At 38.7% G+C, this 20883-nt stretch carries 19 protein-coding genes; 15 read left to right on the top strand and 4 right to left on the bottom strand.

The features are described from left to right. Nucleotides 1-9: 9 nt before the first annotated feature. From CAP51_RS01320 to CAP51_RS01280, 10 genes are all read left to right on the top strand, one after another. Nucleotides 10-315 (top strand): hypothetical protein, encoded by a 306-nt coding sequence (locus CAP51_RS01320; RefSeq protein ID WP_140404384.1) that lies wholly within the window; start codon nt 10-12, stop codon nt 313-315. 162 nt (nt 316-477) lie between these two features. Beyond that, nucleotides 478-978: a hypothetical protein gene (locus tag CAP51_RS01315; RefSeq protein WP_087618930.1), complete on the top strand. Its 501-nt coding sequence runs from the start codon at nt 478-480 to the stop codon at nt 976-978. A 50-nt stretch (nt 979-1028) separates the two neighbouring features. Continuing rightward, nucleotides 1029-1481 carry a hypothetical protein gene (locus tag CAP51_RS01310; protein WP_087618929.1) on the top strand — a complete coding sequence of 151 codons (453 nt, stop codon included), beginning with the start codon at nt 1029-1031 and terminating at the stop codon, nt 1479-1481. A 58-nt stretch (nt 1482-1539) separates the two neighbouring features. Continuing rightward, nucleotides 1540-1857 carry a hypothetical protein gene (locus CAP51_RS01305; RefSeq protein ID WP_140404383.1) on the top strand — a complete coding sequence of 106 codons (318 nt, stop codon included), beginning with the start codon at nt 1540-1542 and terminating at the stop codon, nt 1855-1857. 137 nt (nt 1858-1994) lie between these two features. Further along, entirely contained in the window at nt 1995-2678 is a 684-nt protein-coding gene (locus CAP51_RS01300) for a hypothetical protein (protein WP_087618927.1), read from the top strand. Between the two features lie 22 nt (nt 2679-2700). Next, nucleotides 2701-3027, top strand: a complete 327-nt coding sequence (locus tag CAP51_RS01295; RefSeq protein WP_087618926.1) for a hypothetical protein — start codon at nt 2701-2703, stop codon at nt 3025-3027. Nucleotides 3028-3106: 79 nt separating this feature from the next. Then, complete coding sequence (locus CAP51_RS17575) at nt 3107-3223, top strand: RHS repeat-associated core domain-containing protein (protein ID WP_171294701.1); 117 nt, start codon at nt 3107-3109, stop codon at nt 3221-3223. 86 nt (nt 3224-3309) lie between these two features. Continuing rightward, nucleotides 3310-4008: an RHS repeat-associated core domain-containing protein gene (locus tag CAP51_RS17395; RefSeq protein WP_213062666.1), complete on the top strand. Its 699-nt coding sequence runs from the start codon at nt 3310-3312 to the stop codon at nt 4006-4008. 10 nt (nt 4009-4018) lie between these two features. Then, the gene (locus CAP51_RS01285) at nt 4019-4324 is read left to right on the top strand and encodes a hypothetical protein (protein ID WP_087618925.1); all 306 of its coding nucleotides are present in this window, start codon (nt 4019-4021) and stop codon (nt 4322-4324) included. Nucleotides 4325-4638: 314 nt separating this feature from the next. After that, entirely contained in the window at nt 4639-6042 is a 1404-nt protein-coding gene (locus tag CAP51_RS01280) for a DHA2 family efflux MFS transporter permease subunit (RefSeq protein WP_245809048.1), read from the top strand. A gap of 5 nt (nt 6043-6047) precedes the next feature. On the opposite strand, the gene CAP51_RS01275 is transcribed toward CAP51_RS01280, so the two are convergent. The 4 genes from CAP51_RS01275 to CAP51_RS01260 all read right to left on the bottom strand — a co-directional run bounded on the left by CAP51_RS01275 (nt 6048) and on the right by CAP51_RS01260 (nt 12912). Next, entirely contained in the window at nt 6048-6839 is a 792-nt protein-coding gene (locus CAP51_RS01275) for a transglutaminase-like domain-containing protein (RefSeq protein ID WP_087618923.1), read from the bottom strand. 75 nt (nt 6840-6914) lie between these two features. After that, the gene (locus tag CAP51_RS01270) at nt 6915-8021 is read right to left on the bottom strand and encodes an acyltransferase family protein (protein WP_087618922.1); all 1107 of its coding nucleotides are present in this window, start codon (nt 8019-8021) and stop codon (nt 6915-6917) included. 4 nt (nt 8022-8025) lie between these two features. Continuing rightward, a complete protein-coding gene (locus CAP51_RS01265) occupies nt 8026-11649 on the bottom strand; it encodes an AAA family ATPase (protein ID WP_087618921.1) in 3624 nt (1207 codons plus the stop codon). Between the two features lie 9 nt (nt 11650-11658). Next, entirely contained in the window at nt 11659-12912 is a 1254-nt protein-coding gene (locus CAP51_RS01260) for an exonuclease SbcCD subunit D (protein ID WP_087618920.1), read from the bottom strand. A 299-nt stretch (nt 12913-13211) separates the two neighbouring features. Between CAP51_RS01260 and CAP51_RS01250 the strand changes: the two genes are divergently transcribed. The 5 genes from CAP51_RS01250 to CAP51_RS17265 are packed head-to-tail and all read left to right on the top strand — an operon-like array spanning nt 13212 to nt 20878. Further along, nucleotides 13212-15758: a type VI secretion system Vgr family protein gene (locus CAP51_RS01250; protein ID WP_087618918.1), complete on the top strand. Its 2547-nt coding sequence runs from the start codon at nt 13212-13214 to the stop codon at nt 15756-15758. A gap of 3 nt (nt 15759-15761) precedes the next feature. Continuing rightward, nucleotides 15762-16667 carry a hypothetical protein gene (locus CAP51_RS01245; RefSeq protein ID WP_087618917.1) on the top strand — a complete coding sequence of 302 codons (906 nt, stop codon included), beginning with the start codon at nt 15762-15764 and terminating at the stop codon, nt 16665-16667. Then, nucleotides 16657-19614, top strand: coding sequence for a T6SS effector BTH_I2691 family protein (locus CAP51_RS01240; protein ID WP_087618916.1), 2958 nt, complete (start codon nt 16657-16659; stop codon nt 19612-19614). Before CAP51_RS01245 ends, CAP51_RS01240 begins: the two co-directional genes overlap by 11 nt. A 15-nt stretch (nt 19615-19629) precedes the next feature. After that, nucleotides 19630-20724 (top strand): DUF6708 domain-containing protein, encoded by a 1095-nt coding sequence (locus CAP51_RS01235; protein ID WP_087618915.1) that lies wholly within the window; start codon nt 19630-19632, stop codon nt 20722-20724. Next, entirely contained in the window at nt 20708-20878 is a 171-nt protein-coding gene (locus CAP51_RS17265) for a hypothetical protein (RefSeq protein WP_171294699.1), read from the top strand. The genes CAP51_RS01235 and CAP51_RS17265 overlap by 17 nt, the downstream gene beginning before the upstream one ends. Nucleotides 20879-20883: the final 5 nt, after the last annotated feature.

Below are 20883 nucleotides of genomic sequence, written 5' to 3'. Positions count from 1 at the left end.
GGTAATGTTATGAAAGATTTGTATCTTTTAATACTTAAGGAATATAAGAAATGGGTAATTACTGTGATATTAGCAATTACCATCTTTGGTGTAGGGCTGCAAATTTGGTTTGGTGTATTGAGCATTGCTATGGTTTTTCTAACTACTTTAAATCTCTATATATGTATTGATACATGGTGTAATGGTATGTACCCTTACCTTGAACCGATAAATGAGCAAAGTAACAAGTTTGATGTGTTTGCAAGATGGTTAACAATTTTAGGATTGTCTGTATTCCATATTTGGGTATTGGTTATCCCTTTTTTTGAAAAGTAGATCAATTGGAATGTAGTATTTAACGTAATTTTTTTAGTTACAGATTTTTTGATCGGTACCTTGCAAGTAAAGCATGAAAGTTAGTTTTGGACTTTGCGATATTCTTCCTCTTTAATCAACTATATTGCTTAAACTGTCCAATTCCACCAAGGAAATAATGTAATGAAAAAAAAGTATTTATTTTTACTCTTATTACCTTTTATTTTAATTGCATGTAAAAATGACTGGAAAGCAAAATTAGGCTGGGGATGCTTTATGGAAGGAAAATTATGTTATAAATCTTTATCTTATTCAAATTCTATTGAACAATGGTTAGTATTGAATTCAAAAAATAAAGAATATATTATACAAATCAAAGATAATCGATATAATACTGTATTAAGCTGTGAAGCGATAGATAACGAAACTACAGTCTGTTCAACACAACAATTAATAATTCCACTGGATCAGTATAATAAACAGTGTGAAGGAAGAATGGATTTTATGAAATATCCGAAAGATTACTGGAAATTAAAATATTATATGATTAATTATAAAAAGGAATTAAAACCGCCATATATAGTAAATGAAATTAGTCAAAATAAATTAATATCTTTAGGATTGAATACTTGGATGAAGAAACAATCTATAAATGTTAAACATGAATTAATTTGTGGTGGATAGTTTTGTCTGGTTCTGAGAAGTAGATCAGGAAAACTGAATAATATTAATAAGTGATAAACTACTCCCCAAATAGTATCCCTAGAAAAAAGGAGAGTGCCAGAGCGGTATCCCCATGGACAGCATCAACAGCGATAGGTGCAGTTGGTGGCAAATTTTCTGGAGCTATTCAAAAAGCACCAATTAGATTTGCTCCATCACAATTCATTTCACCTACTGAAGCCGCTAGGGCAAATCGTTCGGTAGATTGGAATTATTTTCTGAATAATAGTAATAAATTTATTGGAATAGGTAATGTTGGTGGGGCTGTTATTTCTAGTGATCCTTTAGGAATGAATTCTATGAATTTTCAGTTAAATCAACAATTATTGCAGAATCAATATGATAAATATGCCTATCGTCTACCAATTGTACATCAACTCCCCCCGATAGTAGTTACTGCTGAAACAAATATTAGCAGAGAGTTTCAGAATAATGTGAATCAATATATGAACTCTTGGAAATAATAGGATAATCTTGTTCTCACAAGCCCAATTATTAGTTAAATGTATGAGGACATATAAATTGTTTGAAGATAAGCTATTTTTGATGGGATTAGGTGTGGTTTATGGAATGATCAATATTCTTGGTGCATTTTTTGCTGCACGACAAACCTTTCGGTTGGTTAATAAATATGCCAACCGAATTCAAAAAATGTACACTTTAAAAATTATTGGAATTTTTCTTTGTATCCTAGTCTTTTTTACAATATTTACATTAATTTCTATGATTTCAGCGATCTTTCCTATTAATGATAGTTTGTGGGAGTATTTTTCAGGTTCAAGTGTGTTAGCAATGTTTTTTACATTGTTGATACTATTCGGTAGAAATAAGAAATTGTAAAGATGAGTTGACTAAGCAGTACTGTAACCATCACCGTTACTACAACCCTGAACTGGGCAGATATATGGAACCCAATCCTGAGCGAGCTTCAAAGCACTGTTTTAAGCGAAGTGCAAGATGCAGGGAATAATCCTGTAATGAATGTTGATCCTACTGGAGCAATTCCTATTCCTGTGATAACAGGTGCCATCGGTGGAGTTATGGGAGGGGCAGCTTCTATAGGATCACAACTTGCTATAAATGGGACACAAAACTTTAATTGGAAAAACGTTGGAATTGCAGCCAGTGTGGGTGCTGTAGCAGGAGCAGTATCCCCATGGACAGCATCAACAGCGATAGGAGCGGTAGTTACAGGAAGTATCGCAAGTGCTACACAATATGGTGTTACCCAGTTGGCTAATAATAAAGCATTGACTGTGAATGGTTATATTGCAAGTGCTGTATTAGGTGGGTTAGGAGGAGGCATAGCGGGTGCAATACCAAAATCAAGGTTTATCCCATTGGATAGTCGATCACCATTTATTTCAAGTAAAGAAGCTATACGAGTAAATAATCTCGCTGAAATTAGAGCAGTTTCAAGTAAAAATAGTTTATTTTCAAATTTTGGTGGAGCTATGGTTTCAGCGGATATAGGTGGTCTAGGAACACGAATAGCTGATGATAGTATCAATAAAATGAATACTCAGCTAGGGCAAAATGAACTTAATTATAATCAATATAATTCTTTTCAGATAGGTAATCCTAAAACTGATCCTACATTTTGGACAGGAAACTACCCAGGATTACATCTTGAAATTAGTAAACAAGCCGGAACGTGGTAGAGTTATAAAGGATACATAAATAATGATGGAAAATAGTTTAATTTTGATTTTATTTGGTATGATTTATGGTGTGTTGACGATATGGATATCTTGGTTTTTAAGTGATATTTTTTTTATTATATTTGATAGATATCTAAATAGAAAAAAAATAAATAGTAATATTATTTATTTTTTTTTACAAATTAGCTGGGCTATTTTTTTTAGTGTTTTTTGGATATTAATGGTACTTTTGTCTACATTTTTTCCTATTCAAGAAGATTTGAGATATTATTTTTCTAGTCCGTATTTATGGTCAATGTTTATTACAATGTTAATCTTTGGTTGGTATGATAAAAGACAAAAGCATTAGATTATTAAATTTAGTAAATCATCTTATCTATGATTTACTAAAAAGGGAATATTGTGATTGAAATTGAGAAATATATGGTGTGACACAGCCTGTAGGTCGGGTAAATATCCATTTACGTTTTCCGGGACAATTGTTTGATGGGCAAAGTGGTTTGTACTATAACCATAACCGTTATTACAATCCTGAGCAACGATAAGCAAAGTGATTAAAGCTTTGCCGTTGCGCAAGGGACGTTATATGGAAGCTGATCCTGAACGAGTTTAAAGCATTGCTTTAAACGAAGTGCAAGAAGTGGGACTTGAGGGTGGATTGAATCCATATGCCTATGCCTTAAATAGCCCAGTTATGTATGTGGATATGACTGGTGAAAGCCCAATCCTAGTTGCTATGGGGGGAGGTGCAGGTATTGGTGGTGGCTTATATATTGGTAAAACTGGTATAAAGGCATATTTTGATGCAAGAAAAAATAATCAAAGTTTGATTAGTGGCACATGGAATAATTTTGCCAATACATTTTCATTCACTGAATTTGGTCAGCAAGCAGTAGTCGGTGCAGCATTTGGTGGGATTGGCAAGGCTGCATTTTTAGCAGCAGATGTTCATATTGCTAAAACCGTGCTTCCAGCGAGTGCTTCTACTGGACAAAAGATTGCTAGCTTGGCAAGTAACACAGCAACGAATAAAGTTAGGGAGTTTACAACTCCAGCAGGAGTGGTAATTACTGGAAATATGCTTACTGGTAAAACCTCTACAAATCTAATGCTTAATAGTAATAATAGCCAACAGTCGATGCAGCAGTTAAACCAGCAATTGAATCAACAAATGTTGAATCAACAGTTTATACAATATCAGCAGAGTACACAATTTGTTAGAGAACTATGCTGCTTAGCTCCTATTGTGATTACAGCTACCCCAGATGTTAATATCACAAGGGAGGTTCAGCAAAATATGAATCGGCTCATCATGCAAAACTCGTATTAAAAGGATATGTATGTCTATTTTAGAGCATTTGATTTACTTTGTTTCACTGCTAATGATTAGTTATTTAATTGTTAGGGCTGGTTGGAAACTAAGATATCTTGCACCGTTATGTTTTTTTGGAGTTTTCATATTGGTTTGGCTTTCGATTTCTATTGGCTATTCTTTTGATGGAAGATATATTCAATTTTTTAGTGATGGAAAATTTGCACCTAATTCAAATGCTATGGATATATTATTTGCGGCAAGTGGATTAGGTGGAGTAGCAACATTTCTACTGGTTTTAGTTGTTTGGGCAATACGGAATGATGTTTTCTAAGAGTTACTTTGCAAATTTAAATCTATATATCACCGCTATTACAATCCTGAGCAACGATAAGCAAAGCGATTAAAGCTTTGCCGTTGCGCAAGGGACGTTATATAGGGTGAATAAGTTTTTTTGCTGTGTTATGTTCCCTATGCTTTAAACGCAGTGCAAGGTAAAAATAAGTAGCTAGTCACTTATGGGCATGTCAGGTGATCTGGATGCAGCGATTGCCGCAGGTGCGACCATTGTACGGATTTGTTTGGTGCACGGGATTATCAATAGTTTTTTTAGAATAGTTTTAAGATCAGAACAGAGGGATCATTGTTTTGTCAGACGAGAAAATCAAATGGATGGCATTTCTGGTTGCCGCAACTTTCTTTATGGAAAATCTGGACGCCACCATTATCACTACGGCATTGCCTGCCATTGCACAAAGCTTTCAGGTTTCGGCGATTGATCTGAATATCGGGATCAGTGCGTACTTAATTGCTGTGGCAATTTTTATTCCCATTAGTGGCTGGATGGCAGATCGGTTTGGTGCGCAGACCATTTTTATTGCTGCCATTGCGATCTTCACCTTTGCATCGATTTTGTGTGGTCTGAGTCCAAATCTTGAATGTTTTATTCTGGCGCGAATTTTACAAGGTATTGGCGGTGCCATGATGGTGCCGGTCGGTCGCTTGGTGGTATTGCGTTCGGCACCCAAGAAAGATTTGGTCAAGGTGATTGCCTATATTACTTGGCCGGGTTTGGTTGCACCGGTTCTAGGGCCGCCGCTGGGCGGATTTATCGTTACTCATTTTGCATGGGAATGGATTTTTTATCTAAATGTTCCTTTGGGAATATTGGGCATTCTGGCGAGTTTAAAACTGGTGGATAACTTTAAACAGGACAATATCGCTGCATTTGATTATCTTGGTTTTATCCTTCTGGCGGGTGCCTGTGCCAGTGTGATGTATGGTATGGAAACTATCGGACAAAACCCTGCACATTTCCAGAGTAGCCTGTTACTGGCTTTTGTCGGGTTGGTTTTGTTTGTGATAGCCATTCGTTATATGCAGCATAAAACAGCACCGTTGTTGAGTTTTAATGCCATGAAACAAAAAACATTTTCGGTGAGTATCTGGGGCGGTTCAATTTTTCGTATTGCGATTAGCACCATTCCGTTTTTATTGCCGTTGATGTTTCAGATTGCATTTGGTTTATCTGCCTTTGATGCCGGGTTGTTAGTGTTGGCGGTGTTTGCCGGTAATCTGGTGATGAAACCGTTTACCACACAAATCATGCGTCGTTTTGGCTTTAAAAAGGTTTTATTGGTCAATGGCATCATTGGCGCAATCACCATTGCCAGTTGTGCGTTATTTAGTCCCGATACCCCATGGAGTGTGATGCTGCTATTGATGTTTATCAATGGTTTAAGTCGTTCAATGCAGTTTACCTGTTACAATTCCATCAGTTTTGCCGATATTCAGGTCAGTGATAAAAGTCATGCGTCGACTTTATTCAGTATGTTCTTTCAGATCAGTATGGGGATGGGCGTGGCATTGGCAGCATTGATTTTGCGGGGATTGATGTATGCACAAGGACATCAGCAATCTACGCTTCAGGACTTTCACTGGGCATTTATTATCGTGGCGCTATTTTCATTATTTTCATTAATCGATTGTATTCAGCTTAAAAAAGATGCTGGTGATGCAGTGAGTGGCTATCGACCCTCATCTTCCGCTTGAATGTATTATTGAATCAGTTGGTGGATTTGCGGTTGAATATCAATTAATTCAACTGCACCATAAAACGTTGAAAATGGCACATCTTTGGCATCCAAACCTGTACCAACCCGAACAAATTGATCAATCGGTCCCATTTTTGTGGCATCAAATAGAACCCATTGATCGCCCAGATAAGCTTCAAAAATGGCATGAAAATCGGGTTGTGCCGTGTAAAAGGGCATATAACCAAAAACAAAACGGGCAGGAATATTCAGTGAACGGCAAATGGCAATACCAAGATGGGCGAAATCGCGGCACACACCAGCACGGTTGACCAGAATATCTCGTGCTGTGGTGGTATTGTCCGAGGAGCCGGATTCATAAATCACGTTTTCATAAATCCAGTCACAGATTGCTTGAACACGATGGTAACCTTTGGAAATTTCGCCAAAAGTTCGCTTCGACATCCCGGCAATTAAATCCGACTCACAAAAGCGACTTGGGGCTAGATAAAACAAGGTATCTGAAGGTAAATTAACAATTTCGTTTTCTACCAATGTTTGATCTCGTGGCGGAATATGTAGTTCGACTTCTGCTTTATAGTTGAGGGCCAATTGACCTTGCTGTGCTGTGATTCTAATCAGGCGATTCAGGTTATGATCACGATCAAAATGTCGAATATTACCCTTTGGATGAATATCTAAGGTTTCATTCAGTATGGTTTGCCAAGGGTGGTGCGCCACTTCAATTTCAAAAACAAATTCTGTATTTTCGGTTACTTTATAGGTTAATTGACAGTCGATTGCTACTTTTATCATTTATTCAATACTCATCAATTTATGTGTTGATTATGTGGCAATAATGATGCCAGACGTCAGATTATTCTGTTGTTCTTATGTGCTTTTTTCTTCCTTACGACGTGTTCTTTGTGGTTCCAAAAATTTAGATGTGACATAGGCAAATCCAATACAGAACAACATACTAAGGATAAGAAATAGCATGGCCATCAAGATATGTTGAAAGGAGAGGTATGCGCTACAGCCAAGGATAAACAGCAAAATTGGAAAATGTGTGACATATAGGGTATAGGAATAACTGGCAGCATGAGCGAAAATTGGTTTAATACGTTTGATATTTAAACGTAATTGTAATAACCAGCAACTCAGGGCAATGCCAACACAGACATTAAAAGAGCTAAAATTATCGGCGCGGTAGACAAGCGTATGTTCAATCATATGAAATTGATAAAAATCAAAAATAGCAATCAATGCTGCAAGACTGAAAAAGCTGATTTTAAGCGGTTGTAACAGATCAAGGTTTAGGCTTTGATAAACCGCAGGAAAAGAAAAGGCAAAGGCCAGTAACCATACACAAAAATACAGGAAAAATTGTAGATTTAAGAATGAAAAAATACTGATTAAACCGATAAATAGTAGTATTGCACCAATGCGATGATACAAGGCAAGACAGGCTGCAAGCACGTAGAACCATACTTCATAGCTTAAACTCCAAAGCGGTGCATTGGCAGATAGCGTGTTTGTCAAAAATCCGTTGAGAAAGAGCACAGAACCAATCAGTTCGGTAGGGTCGATGGCAAAGTTTTCCCGTACCATCATGCCTTGTTGTGGGAGAATTTTATGCGTTCCGGAATAAAAAAAATCAGGGGCAAGATGATACAAAACCGTCACCAGCAATAGGGCAAAAATAAACGGTGGTAAAATACGTTTACAGCGCTGACGGAGATAAGATTTTAATTTAAACTGTTGATGAAGATAGATATTTTTTTGAATAGAATGACCGATTAAATAACCACTTAACACAAAAAACATCATGACCGCAGCCTGACCCAGCAGACGCACCAATGAATAAAGACTCAAATCCAGTGGACCGATAAAAGCCTGAAAACAATGACTAAACAGCACAATAATCGCACTTAGGCCACGTAAGCTATCAAGCTGTAGACTAAACTGTCTGGGCAATGCTTGATCATGACCAGACATGGAATTAGCCTACCACTTCAATTTGACTGGCACCCGAGCCGACAGCTTTGACCTGAATTTGTACCGGAATCCGTTCGTGCATTTCCTGCACATGAGAAATCAGCACCACTTTACGGCCCTGACTTTGTAAGCGATCCAGCGCATCCATGACAATATGCAATGAGGTCGGGTCGAGTGTACCAAAGCCTTCATCAATAAACAGCGATTCCAGTTTCATCGAACCTGAGGCCATATTGGCAATGGCCAGCGCCAGCGCCAGCGACACTAAAAAGGTTTCTCCTCCTGAGAGGGAGAGTACAGGGCGTACTTCGGCATTCATATCATGGTCGATAATTGCCAGCCCTAGACTGTCGGGAATCCGTTGTAATTGATAGCGTGGCGCAAGCGGTTCCAGTTGTTGATTGGCATATTCCACCAGAATATCGAGATGATGTTCCTGTGCAATACGCTGAAACTTGGTGCCTTCCTTACTGCCAATCAGTTCGGAAATTTTGCCCCAGCGATTTACTTGTTGCTGTAAGGCAGTGATTTGTTGTTGATATTGTTGTTGTTCTTTGGCACGTTCGGCATTACTCATCAACTTGGCATTGATTTCATCGCGTTGTACCATTAAATCCTGTATGACCTGATCAAGTTGTTGCATTTGTTGTTGTACATCTGCAATGGCAATTTCCGGCTGAGTTTTAAGATGGTCACTTAACTCTTGTTGATATAGCTCAAGCGTTGATTGTATTTCGGTAAGTTCACGTTCAAATTGTTGAATCCGTTGCCGACTGGTTTGTATATCCTGCGGGGTCTGTTTTAGACAGTGCTGTTGCAAGGCCTGATCAAAATGAGGGTGCTGAGTGAACCACCGAGTTTTGGCTGATTCACATTCCTCAAGCTGTTTTTGCCAGATTTCAAGCTGACTCTTGAGCTGTGCCAGTTGGGTTTGCTGCTGCTGATAGCGCTGTTCAACCTGCATAAATTGTTGTTTGGATTGTTCACAGTGTTGCTCAAGCGTTTGTGTATGGATGAATAGGTTTTCTTGCCATTCCTTACCTGATTTAAAGGGCTGTTCGCTATTTTGGTCACTGTACTTGGCAAGATGTGCCATCAGTAGATCGGTATTGGCTTGACCTTGTCTGGAAATCTCTGCTAACTGATTGTGCAAGGATTGCGCCTGATCCTGTAACCAGTTTAATTTATCTCGTACTGGCTGGAGTTGAGTATTTAATTGATCCAGTTGCTGACCTTGTTGTTCGGCAGTGTGTCGTTGTTTGACCCGTTGCATAATGGCCTGTTGTAGCTGTCGTGCAGTTGGTTCGGGTTGTTGTTGCCATCGATCCAGCCATGATGCATTGAGCTGGGTTAAGATGGCTTGTGCTGCTTGTTGATAGCGTTCGATTTGCTCGGCAATTTGTTGTTGCTGTTGTTTTTGCTGCTGTAAGGCTTTAGCCGTACGCAAGATCTGTTGCCAATGTTGTAGCTGTTGCTGCTGTTGTTCTAATTGCAGTTTTAACTGATGGTTTGCTTGACTAAATTGTTGCTGTAAAACTTCAAAAGTTTGCTGTAAATCCAGTTGAAAACCCGTTGCAGCAAAATCTGCGTGCAGTTGTTTGGTAGCGTGCTGTAATTGTGTTGATAATTCACCATTACGTTGTTGCTGATGCTTTAAATGGGACTGGCATTCAATCACTTGTTGTTTGATTTGCTCCAGTTGTTGCAAGGCATGATTCCTGCTATCAATTGCCTGTTGTTCCTGTTCACTGTGAATTTGAGATAATGCTTGTTGCAAGGTTTCGGCATGTTCAACAAAAGGGTGTTGCGAACTACCACACACCATACAGGGTTGATTTTGTTGCAGCGAAGCGCGTAGGTTTTCAATATGTTTAGCCTGTAACAGGCGTTGCTCTGCCAGAAGCTGTTGTACCTGCTGCACATGTTGGTCTGCCTGTTGATAGTGCTGTTCTGATAGTTGCTGTTGTTGTAGTAATTCCGTTTGCGTGCTTTGCAAGGTTTTAATTTGCGAATCTAGTGTATGGGATTGTTTGGAAAGCTCCAGACAGTTATTCAAACTACGAGCAAAGGCATTGGCTGCATGTTGTTGCTGTTGTACATTCTGCCATTGTGTTTGCTGGTTGGCAGCGGCCTGTTCAATTTGATCCAAGGTGCCAAACTGCTGCTCATGCTGTTGAATCTGTACATTTAATGCCTGTTGTTTTGCTGCAAAATCTTGCAGCTTGAACTGATCCTGACTTTGAGCCGTGTGTTGTTGTAATTGCTGATACTGCCGCAGAAAAAGATCAATCTTTTCCAAACTGGCTTTAGGTTCTTCGGCAAATGCAGCAATGTCTTCACTGTTTTGCAGTTGTTGCAGGGTATGTTGTTGTTGCTGTTGTACTTGTTGTAATTGTTTGCTGATATTTTCTAATTGCTGTTGTTGTAATGACAGTTGTCTTTGATTATCTTCAATATCCTGTTTTTTCTCTTTATAGTTCTTTCCAATGCGTAAACGCTCGGCATCATAATCCAGCGCTTGTTGCAAGGCAGGTTGTAAGTCAATGACCTTTTGTTTATGCAGTTTTAATTGCTGTTCGCTGTTTTGATGTTGCTGCTGTGCGGTGTCATATTGCAGCTTGATCTGTTGAAAATGCTGCTGACTTTGCTGTAATTGCTGGGTGAAATGCGTTTTTTGCTGAATTGCCTTATCAAGTTCTAGTAAAGTTGCACGAATTTCTGCAAATTCCTCTAAATGTCTAAGCAACTCTTTTTCGATATTGATTTGGCTTTGCTGATTTTGACAGTGCTGTAATTGCGTCTGTTTTTCGGCAATTTTGCTGTTTAATTCGTTGTGCCGTTTAAACCAGTGTTCTGCCTGTTCGAGTTGTTTTTGTTCGAGTTGTTTTTGCTGAATTTGTACAGAGTAATGGCTTTTTTCCTGTTCCAAGGCGTGAATTTGTTCGCTGGATAAGAGTTCGATGTGCCCCAGAACTTTTTTCAAATTATCGAGTTCATCTTTAAACTGTTTGGTTTTTTGAAATGATAATTGACTGACCAAACTAAAAATATTGGAATTGGTCAGATATTCCAGCAAATCTGCACGATCCTGATCCTTGGCTTTTAAAAACGCCCCAACTTCCGATTGTGCCAATAACACTGCACGGGTAAATTGCTCAAAACTTAGACCAATTAGTTTTTGTACGGTAGGCGTGCATTCGGAAAGTTTTTGCGTGAGTACCCGACCATCTTCAACACAGCGAATGGCACGATCCAGTTTTAAATTACCGTCCAGTTTATTTCTAGCTCGTCGAATTTCCCAGCGTGCGATATAGCGTTTTTGATCCAGTGCCAAAAATTCAACTTCGGCAAAACCTTGGGTCGCCCCGCGGCGCAAAATATGTTTGGAATCCTTAACCGAAATACCTTGTCCACTGGCATCGAGTAATGTGCCGACAGCCCCATTTAATCGTGGAATCTGATCAAATAGTGCCAGACACATCGCATCCAGTAAGGTGGATTTACCGGCGCCTGTTTTCCCGGTAATAGCAATTAAACCGGCATGGGCCAAAGGTTCTGCTTCAAAATTAATCTCTTGTTCACCGGATAAGGAGGCCAGATTGCATAGCTGTAAACGTAAAATTTTCATCAGCTATTCCTAAAGTCCAGTTTTTTGTTGCTGTTGTAATTGTTCTGCATCGTGTAATAAGGTTAAAAAATCGTGTTCAACAACATCATCATGTTCAAAGCCCATTTTATCCCAAAGTGTTGAAAAAAGCTGTTCCGGTGTTGGCGGGGCCAAGTCGATTTTAGAGTGCTGTGCGTCATCCGCATGTTGTGAGGTATGTTTACGGCAAATTCGTAATAAACGGTAGCGGTTTGCTGGCAAAGCAAGTTCAATCTGTTGTCTTAGATCCAGTGGCGGTGGCGTAGTGCTATGATATTCCACATCAACATATTCGCGCTGTTCACTGTCGTTAATCTCGCCTTGTGGTAGTGCTTTAAGCTGTTGCATCACCTGTTCAAGTTCACCACTGATTCGATGCAATTGTATCGAGCGTGGAATTGCCAATACCTCGTAACGAAAGCGCTGTTCGTTTAATGTCGGATGAATCCATGCTTCAATCACTTGATGCTGATAATTGATCTCGCTAAATGATAAGGGAATCGGCGAACCACTATAGCGAATATGCGCATGCTGTACTTTTTGTGGCTTATGTAAATGCCCCAGCGCCACATAGTCAATTGCATCGGTAAACAAATCCGTCGGTAGAGCTTCCTGATTGCCAATCACAATCCGACGTTCTGAATCGGATTCTTCACCGCCCTGCATATGGGCATGTGACATGACAATCAGGGCTTGCTCAGGGGTTTTACGGCGTTGTGCTTCGGCAATCAAGCTTTGATGGACATATTCAATCGCAGATTGATTGTCACTGGTATGCTCATTAAAGCCGGTAATTTCCGCAGGACGTAAAAAGGGCAGTGCGACACACCACGCCACAATTTTTTCAGAGGCATCATAAATGGGTAAAATCAGGCGTTCGGTATTCAGTGTTTTATCTGCATTCCAGTGAATAATACCGACTGCTTTGGTATTAAACTTTTCTAGTAAGGGTTCGACCTGTTCGATACGATAACCGGAATCATGGTTGCCTGCGATCATTAGAGTTTGCATATGCGGTGCAAGTGCGTGAGCATCGGCCAAAAACTGGTAAAGTTGTTTTTGTGCTTGCGAACTGGGATTAATCACATCAAAAATATCACCGGCAATGAGTAGGGCATGCGGCTGTTTCTGTTTGATTTGTTTGAGTAGCCATGCCAGAAATTGTTCATGTTCATAATGGCGGGAATAATTATAAAATAATTGTCCCAAATGCCAGTCTGAAGTATGAAGAAAATGTACAGCCATGATTCAAGGGATTCCCAATCTATGTTGGGGATAAGGTAGCATAAATTGATGTGTGCAAGTCATTTAGGTGCCAACATTATTTTTTCTTTGTTTATATGATGAGAGTTGTCATTCAGTAAACTTTATGGTCAAAATAGAAGGAAAATTATCAGTAGAACAGCTAAAATGTGGGGGGACTTTAACTGTAAAAATTTATTCTTTGTATTAATTGTAATTACAATTATTTTAAAAAATCTACAACAAACATTTTTTTGGGAATCCATTATTCTTTGATTTTTAAAATCAATTTCATATATAAAATGCACCATCAAATCCAACTATACGGCACAGCCTTACCAGAAAGTGATTATGGCACACCTTACTTTTGGTTTGACGCCTTGTCCGGCCATGAAAAGATCAATGCATTATTTGAATATCAACTGATTGTTAAAGTACGCGATCAATACCTTAATCCGGCACATGGATATCGGGGACTAGAAGGTTATGTATCACCGCAGGAAGCAGCGACAGGCGGAAGTCCAGCCTCACATCTCAATTTACAAAGTCTGATAGGCACAGAAGTCGGCATACAAATGCGACTGGACGGACTCATTCCATTGTTAAATGGATTGGGCGGTAATTTACAAGCGACTACCGAACAAACGAGTCAGAATCAACTGAGCGGAACCAGATATTATCGGGGCTTGGTCAATCGGGTGGAAGCATTATCAGTGCGCAACCGCCATGCCTTGTATAAAATCATTCTGGTACCCTGGCTATGGTTACTGACTAAACGCACAGATTATAAAATCTATCAAAATAAAAATGTGCTGCATATTATCGAAGAAGTATTACAGCGTTATCCGTATCCAGTTGATTATCGTTGTCATACGGACTATGCAGCCCTGGATTTTCAGGTACAGTATGGTGAAACGGATTATGACTTTATCGTTAGGTTAATGCAGGAACATGGTATCAACTATCATTTTGAGCATAGCCGTAATCACCTGACCTTAGTGTTATCCGACCATAATGCAGCTTACAAAGAGATGGAAGCCAAAGGCTATCGGCAATTGAGTATCTATCCACCGAATCAGCGTTTTCCGGAACAGGCCGAATATATCGAACAGTTTGAACCTGCCCAGCAACTGGTGAGCGGCATAGTAAGCTTAAGTGATTACCAGTTTAAACAGCCACAACTGGTGCAGACAGCAAGTTCGCAATATCTGTGGGAACATCGTCATGCGGAACAGGAAATATATGAATGGCAACAAGGTGACTTTGTCGATGGTGAAGCCGGACAGATCAAAGCAACGACATTATCAGAAAGCCATTATCAACAGGGTTATCGAGCACGAGGGAAAGGACGCTTAAAAGGCTTGCAAACCGGGTATAAATTCACATTGAATAATCACCCGAATACGGCCAGTAATCGTGGTTGGCTAGTGTTAGGGACACAAACCCTGATAAGAGATATTAGTGAAGAAAAGGCTGATAACCAGTTTTATGATGCACAGGTAGAGTTTCTAGTGCAGCCGGAGGACCAGACCCTTCGACCAGATAGAACCTTTGAGAAACCCTATGGACGCCCGCAGACGGCTACAGTAGTGGGTCCGGAAGGAGAAGAAATCTATACCGATCAGTATGGTCGGGTGAAAGTGAAATTCCACTGGGATCGTTATGGACAGGAAGCAGAGCAAGGTATTAACACTTGCTGGTTAAGAGTATCGACTGGCTGGGCAGGCAACAATTACGGGACGATCCATCTGCCAAGGATTGGTCAGGAAGTGATCGTAGATTTTTTTAATGGTGATCCGGACATGCCGTTTGTCGCGGGACGACTGACGAATCCTGAACAAATGCCATTATGGGAGTTGCCGAGTCAAAAAGCATTATCGGGAATTAAATCAAAAGAACTGGACGGCCAGCAAGGCAACCAGTTGGTGATGGACGATACGCCGGAACAGGTACAGGTTCATTTGAGAAGTGACCACCAAGCCAGTGAATTGAATCTGGGTTATATCACGCGTATAGCTGATGTGAGTGGTCGAATGGATTACCGTGGAGAAGGCTTTGAGTTAAGAACGGATGGGCATGGCGTCGTTCGGGCAGAGAAGGGCTTGATATTGACCAGCTATGGCAAGCGTGATGCAGAGAGCTATGTAAAGGATATAGCAGCAATCACAGGTCAGTTACACAGTGCGGTTGAGCAACACAAGGCGCAGACAGAAGTAGCGATACGACAAAAGGCAGATGATCGTACGATAGAATCGACAGCACAAACAGAGTTGAAAGCACAAGTAGAAGAGATAGAAGGCAAGACTGGAGAGGGTGATTATAAAGAATTGTCTAGTGCGCATGTCGTGATTGGCACACCCTCGGGTGTTGGAATTGCTGCAGGTCAAAGTATACATCTGACATCTGAAGAACAGATTGCGTTGAGTAGTGGAGAGGATGTAAGTCTGGCCGTAGGAGGACGCTTATTTGCCAGTAGTTATTCGGGCATAAGTTTGTTTACGCAACAGGGTGGTGCGAGGTTATTTTCGGGTCAGGATAAGGTTGAGATTCAGGCGCAGGATGGGAAACTAGAGGCGATTGCAAGGCAAAATGTTGAGATTATTTCTACAGAAGATCAAATTGAAATCACTAGTCCTACAGAAATTAATCTATCTGCGAATGGTGCACAAATCAAAATTAATGCAGAAGGAGTATTTATTACAACTGCGGGTAATTTTGAGGTGAAGGCGTCTAACCATAAGTTGCTAGAAGGACAGCAAGTGGTTAAAGGTGTTCCACAGCTTAGTTCGTGTCAATTACGGATGGCTGGTGCTGCCAGTCAGGGTGATGCAGAGGTAGAAATAGGTTAGGCCATGCATATTATTCCATTAGAAAAGAATTTAGATATAGAAACTTATCAATATGCAATTATTGACCAAGCTTTGGTGGGTGTATTAAATGGATATGAAGAAGTAAAAATTTCATTAGCACCAGAATTTAGTATTCTAGAAGAAAATATTTATCCTGTACTTATTGATTTAACCAAGCTTGATAATGAAATGCGGCAAGAGCTGTATAGTGAACATCAGTCTTTTATAAAATATTATCAACAGCCTTTATTAAGTATTTTATTTACTTTGAAACAAGAGATAGCAGAGGATAAAAACTTTGATTTAAAAAAGTATTTTCATACTTTATTTTATTATAAAAAGTCAGAAAAATTTTATTTAAGAAGGTTATATGATCCAAGAGTAATCCTACAATTGAATTGGTATGATGATCAGATCGATTTATTAAATTTAGTTTTTTCCCCATTTGAGTGTATGAGTTTATACCATGATCTGAATTTATATAGTTTCAAGTTGGTTACCTATAGAGAAGCAGCCAAAATAAATTTACAAAAGGTAAGCAAAATATTAGAAAATATTGATTTTATGCCGATAAGTTATGCGAATCGCCTGGTTAATAAGTTAAATATAAAAGATTTAGAGCTTGGTTTTTTTGCTCAAGTTTGTAAGACAGCCTATACGAATTTACAGCGTATTCAGCAAAAAAGTAATCAACAGATTACCCAGTTTGACATAGTTGCTTTACTTTTTCATATGCAACTATTAGGAGTGAATTATTTACAGCTAGATCAGGTGTTAAGTTTGCTTGCAAGTGATGAGGGCTACGATCAGGCCAGTAAAGCACTTGATATCCAAAATTGGGAGAAAGTTTTTCAACAATTAAATGTATCAGATATGAATTTAAAGAATAGGGTGATATATGAGTCTTAGTCGAACACCATGTGATTTTTGTCGTCGTGATGATGGGTTGGTAATTATGCCAATTCGTTATGTAGCAATACCCACTTCTTCAGATGATTATCAGATTACATTAGATGAAGTTAATCATGAAATAGATGCATTGTATGCGGAAATGGTGGACTTTTCTTTTGAAAAACAAATGGTTTTATCAGAAATAATAGATGAAAAAAATCAAGAAACGACTTCTTTTGAGCAGTCAAGCGATAATAATGAACAAGAAGGATCTACCTCTGAAGGTACTTCATCTCCTCCTACATTGGAAACAATAACTGTTAAAGCATCTAAAAGTTCTTATAGTTACCTTAATTCTATAAATGAAATTAATGCCCCGGCTGGTTATGGCTTTGCACAATCATTTATGCGGTTGGGATATCTGTATGTTTATTTAGAGCATTCTAATCAATTAGAAGAATATATAGTGAGTTCACAAGGTTATTTAAAAAAATTATTAAACACTAAACCTAATACCCACCCTGATACTGAACCTTGCAATAATTATGGGCATCGCCAAGTATCACGTACTATTACAATTCCGCACATAGAAGAATTGACTAATATTTATTTGTGTTATTCCACAGTTAAATGGACGGAGCAAGTACGGGCAAATATTTCAAATCATTTAGATATTATGAAAAGAATTGATGCTAAAGCTTGGTTAAATGGTCAGAGTTGTCAAAATATTCCTCCTTTGTTAGGAGGCTATAACGCCATCGAGATGATAGAGGAATCATTTGGTGGCGAAAAGAAAAAACAAGCTGGCTTTTGGGGATGGTTTAAAAGAAAACAAGACGTTGTAGATAATGATGAGCGGTTTTCCCAAAGTGTAACGATTACACCACAATTTCAGCAAAAACGGGATATTATAGGTTTAACTGAAGTTGATGGTCTATTATATATTAAAAATGAAGATAGTGAGACTGAGCAAAAAGAGCAACTATTAAATGCTCGTGTTGCTCATCTTTCAGAAAGCAAAAAGGTAGAGTTGGAAAGTAATCCCATTAAAAAACGCGCTTTTATGGGAATGGTCGTGACATTGGATGATCCGACTGGTTTAGCCATGGATATTGGTGGCTATATCGCAAATTTTTATACAAATGCATTAAATGATGATAAATATTTTAGTGATTTAGAACGTACGGCAGTTCATATTGAAACAATGCGTACACAAATTAAAAATCAAGCTATAATGGCTGACTTAGCAGACCGAAGACAAGATGCTTTTCAAAATGTTGGAAATAATACAATTTCTGCATCTGTTATTGCAGCCACAGCACCTCATATTTATCAACAAAATAAAGATAAAATTTTAGGTTTAGATCGTCTTTACCCCACTGCAAATGAGGTGAAACAAATTGAAAATTCTGCTTGGGCAAAATATAGTCCTACAATAAATTTATCTCTCTTTGAAACGAATCTTAATGTCGCTAAAACTAAAGAAACAGAAATTAAGCAAGATGCCCAACCAATTGAAGAATGGTATAAGCAGATATTACAAACGACAGAATTTAAAAATGTATTTACATATCATTTTGATGAGAATGATGTATTTAGTCAGTTATCTTATCTCACTGTTTCTACCATCATTTTGCAAGGGATTTCAGTTAGTGAAGAACTGATAAATTTTGTGAATGATAATTATCTTAAACAGGAGTTCAAGCCTGAGAATTTTGTGGGTAATGCTTTGGTGGTCAATAATCCGAAAATCAGAGCCAAATTTGAAAGCCTTACGTTGCAAAGATCGGATATTAATTTGCCAAGTTTGGTTGATGCAATGCGTAACTACCTACTTGAATTACCAAAACCGCAGTTAGAGGTATTATTTGATTATATGGGGCATTTGCTGGTTGCGATCAGTCCGGCATTTTCTAAAGTCACAGGTTTGTTGAGCACTGGATTTAGACGAGAGTATACATTGCTCAATGGCTGGCTAGAAGCTGGTGATCCTCGTACAGTCAGACGTGCATATACTTGGACTGGATTAGCAAGCCAGTTTAATATTGCGATGACTGAATTGCAGTTAGGTTTGACGACAGCTGCTGGACCCAAACGAACAGCTGAGAACCTAACAAAAGCACTTGATTCAGCAACAGCAAGTCAACCGAACAGTGCTGTGGCACAGATGCAAAATCAGGCAGCAGCATTAGGCGATCAACGGATTACTGTGACTTTTGCTATTCATGACATATCCAATTTAAATATCCGAGGCAGTAATTCAACAGTAGCACATCAATTTGTGAGTCAATTTGAAACAAGTTTATTAAATGTTAAAGAGTTAGGGAAAAGTTCAATTGCAGGATTCTCAGATATTGCTGGTGGAATATTTCAGGGATTATTTATTGGCTCGGCCTATCGTGACATGATGCGTCTGAAAAATGCAGAAATGATTAGTAAGTTCACTGGTACTGCGATCGCAATGACCTATTCTATGGCAGGTGGTGTTTATAGTATTACCGCAGCCAATGCAGCGAAAAGTTATGCTATGCGGGGATTGGTGTTTACCCCGAATAAACTTTTGGAATATATATTTAAGTCTTCGCCTATAGCGAAGTTTGTCGTTATTGTGACTGGGGCGATGACTACTTGGGCAGATATTGCAAGGGGATTTAAAATAATGATCGGGCAAAATGTTTTAGTAGGGAGTGCTTATTTTACGGGTAATATTTTATTATTTTCAGGTCCGGTGGTATGGACTTTTGCAAAAAAAGGGTTAATTGGTAAAGGTACTCGTAATGTTGCAACTGCAATGATTGTAGCAGGGATTGCACTATTGTTTTGGTCGGCATCCAAAGTACGTCAAGAAGAGGTGCTAGCATGGTTAAATGCCTCATTATTAGGACAACGATTACCTAATAATCTGATCGCACCATTTGCCACATTTGAACATCAAATGGATAAATATAAAGAAATTTTTAGCTAATTGGATATTAGAAACATGAACTTAAAGGCACGATTAATAAGGCAACTAATTAATATCAATAATCGTATTAATAGTGGGCAATATATAACTAAAGTTAAAAGAGAAGATTTATTTGCAACGAAATTTCTAAATCAAAATGGGTATAATTCAGGACTGGATCAAGATCGCTGGAATTATTTCTCTGTTATTAAGATGAATAATACTTATCTGGAGATGAGTGATCCAAGTTATGCGACTCGTGGTTTTGGCAATATGTTAATAGCCTATTGTTTATTAGTTTGGGCCTCATTTATAGCATATTTCTTTTGGGAGTCCATTCTTAGTTATTCGATTTACGGAAGTAGAGTTATTACGGGGTTTTTATATGCTAGTATTCTTTGTTCTTTGTTCTTTGTGCTAGCCCCTTTATGCCTCGGCTTTAGTTTCGATAACTATCATTACACTCACTATCCCATTCGTTTTAATCGCAAAAATCGTAAAGTCTATTTTATGGATAAAGGTGGTCAGTTTTATAGTGAAAGCTGGGAAAAGGTACTATTTTATATTACTAAAGAGGGTTCTGAACGCTGGGATGATATGTCAGCAAGTTATGAGTTGCGAGCAGCGATTGTTGATGAACAAGGTTTAATTCAGCATATTGCCGGGATTGGTGCACCAGTCCCGAAAGAGTTTTTGGTCGAAGCGCAATTTAGAATGATTACTACGTATATGAATATAGGTCCGGAGCTTTTATATCCGGAATATAAAGAGGATATGGAATACAATGAAACCGAGCTCATGGCACGAGTGACGTTTTGTAATGATATAGATGGTAAGAAAGAAAGTCCCGCATTTAGCCGTTATCGAGTGAATATGCGTAATTATGGTGGACGGTTGTGGCATCTTGTAAGTTGGATTGGTCTACGTGTACCTTTATTGATGATAGGACGAATCATTGGAATGAAGACCTGTACCGTACCTGTATGGCCAGAATGGATTGAAGCAGAGAATAAGATTGCAAAGAATGATAAATATATCGTTGATGCCAGCATTAATGAGTACTATCACTATAATGTTTGGAAAAGAAAGGTTGAAGTGATAAAGAAATTTCCAAATGGTGAACCTTTATAAGTTTGTATTTTGGTCGGCATCCAAGGCGCGTCAAGAAGAGGTTCTATCATGGCTTAATGCCTCGTTATTAGGACAACGACAACCCAATAATCTGATCGCACCATTTGCCACATTTGAACAGCAAATGAAAAAGTATCAAGAAATCTTTAATTAGTTGAG

It is taken from the genome of Acinetobacter populi (assembly GCF_002174125.1).
GTDB classification, from domain to species: domain Bacteria; phylum Pseudomonadota; class Gammaproteobacteria; order Pseudomonadales; family Moraxellaceae; genus Acinetobacter; species Acinetobacter populi.
This window is presented reverse-complemented; position numbering and strand designations above follow the sequence as displayed.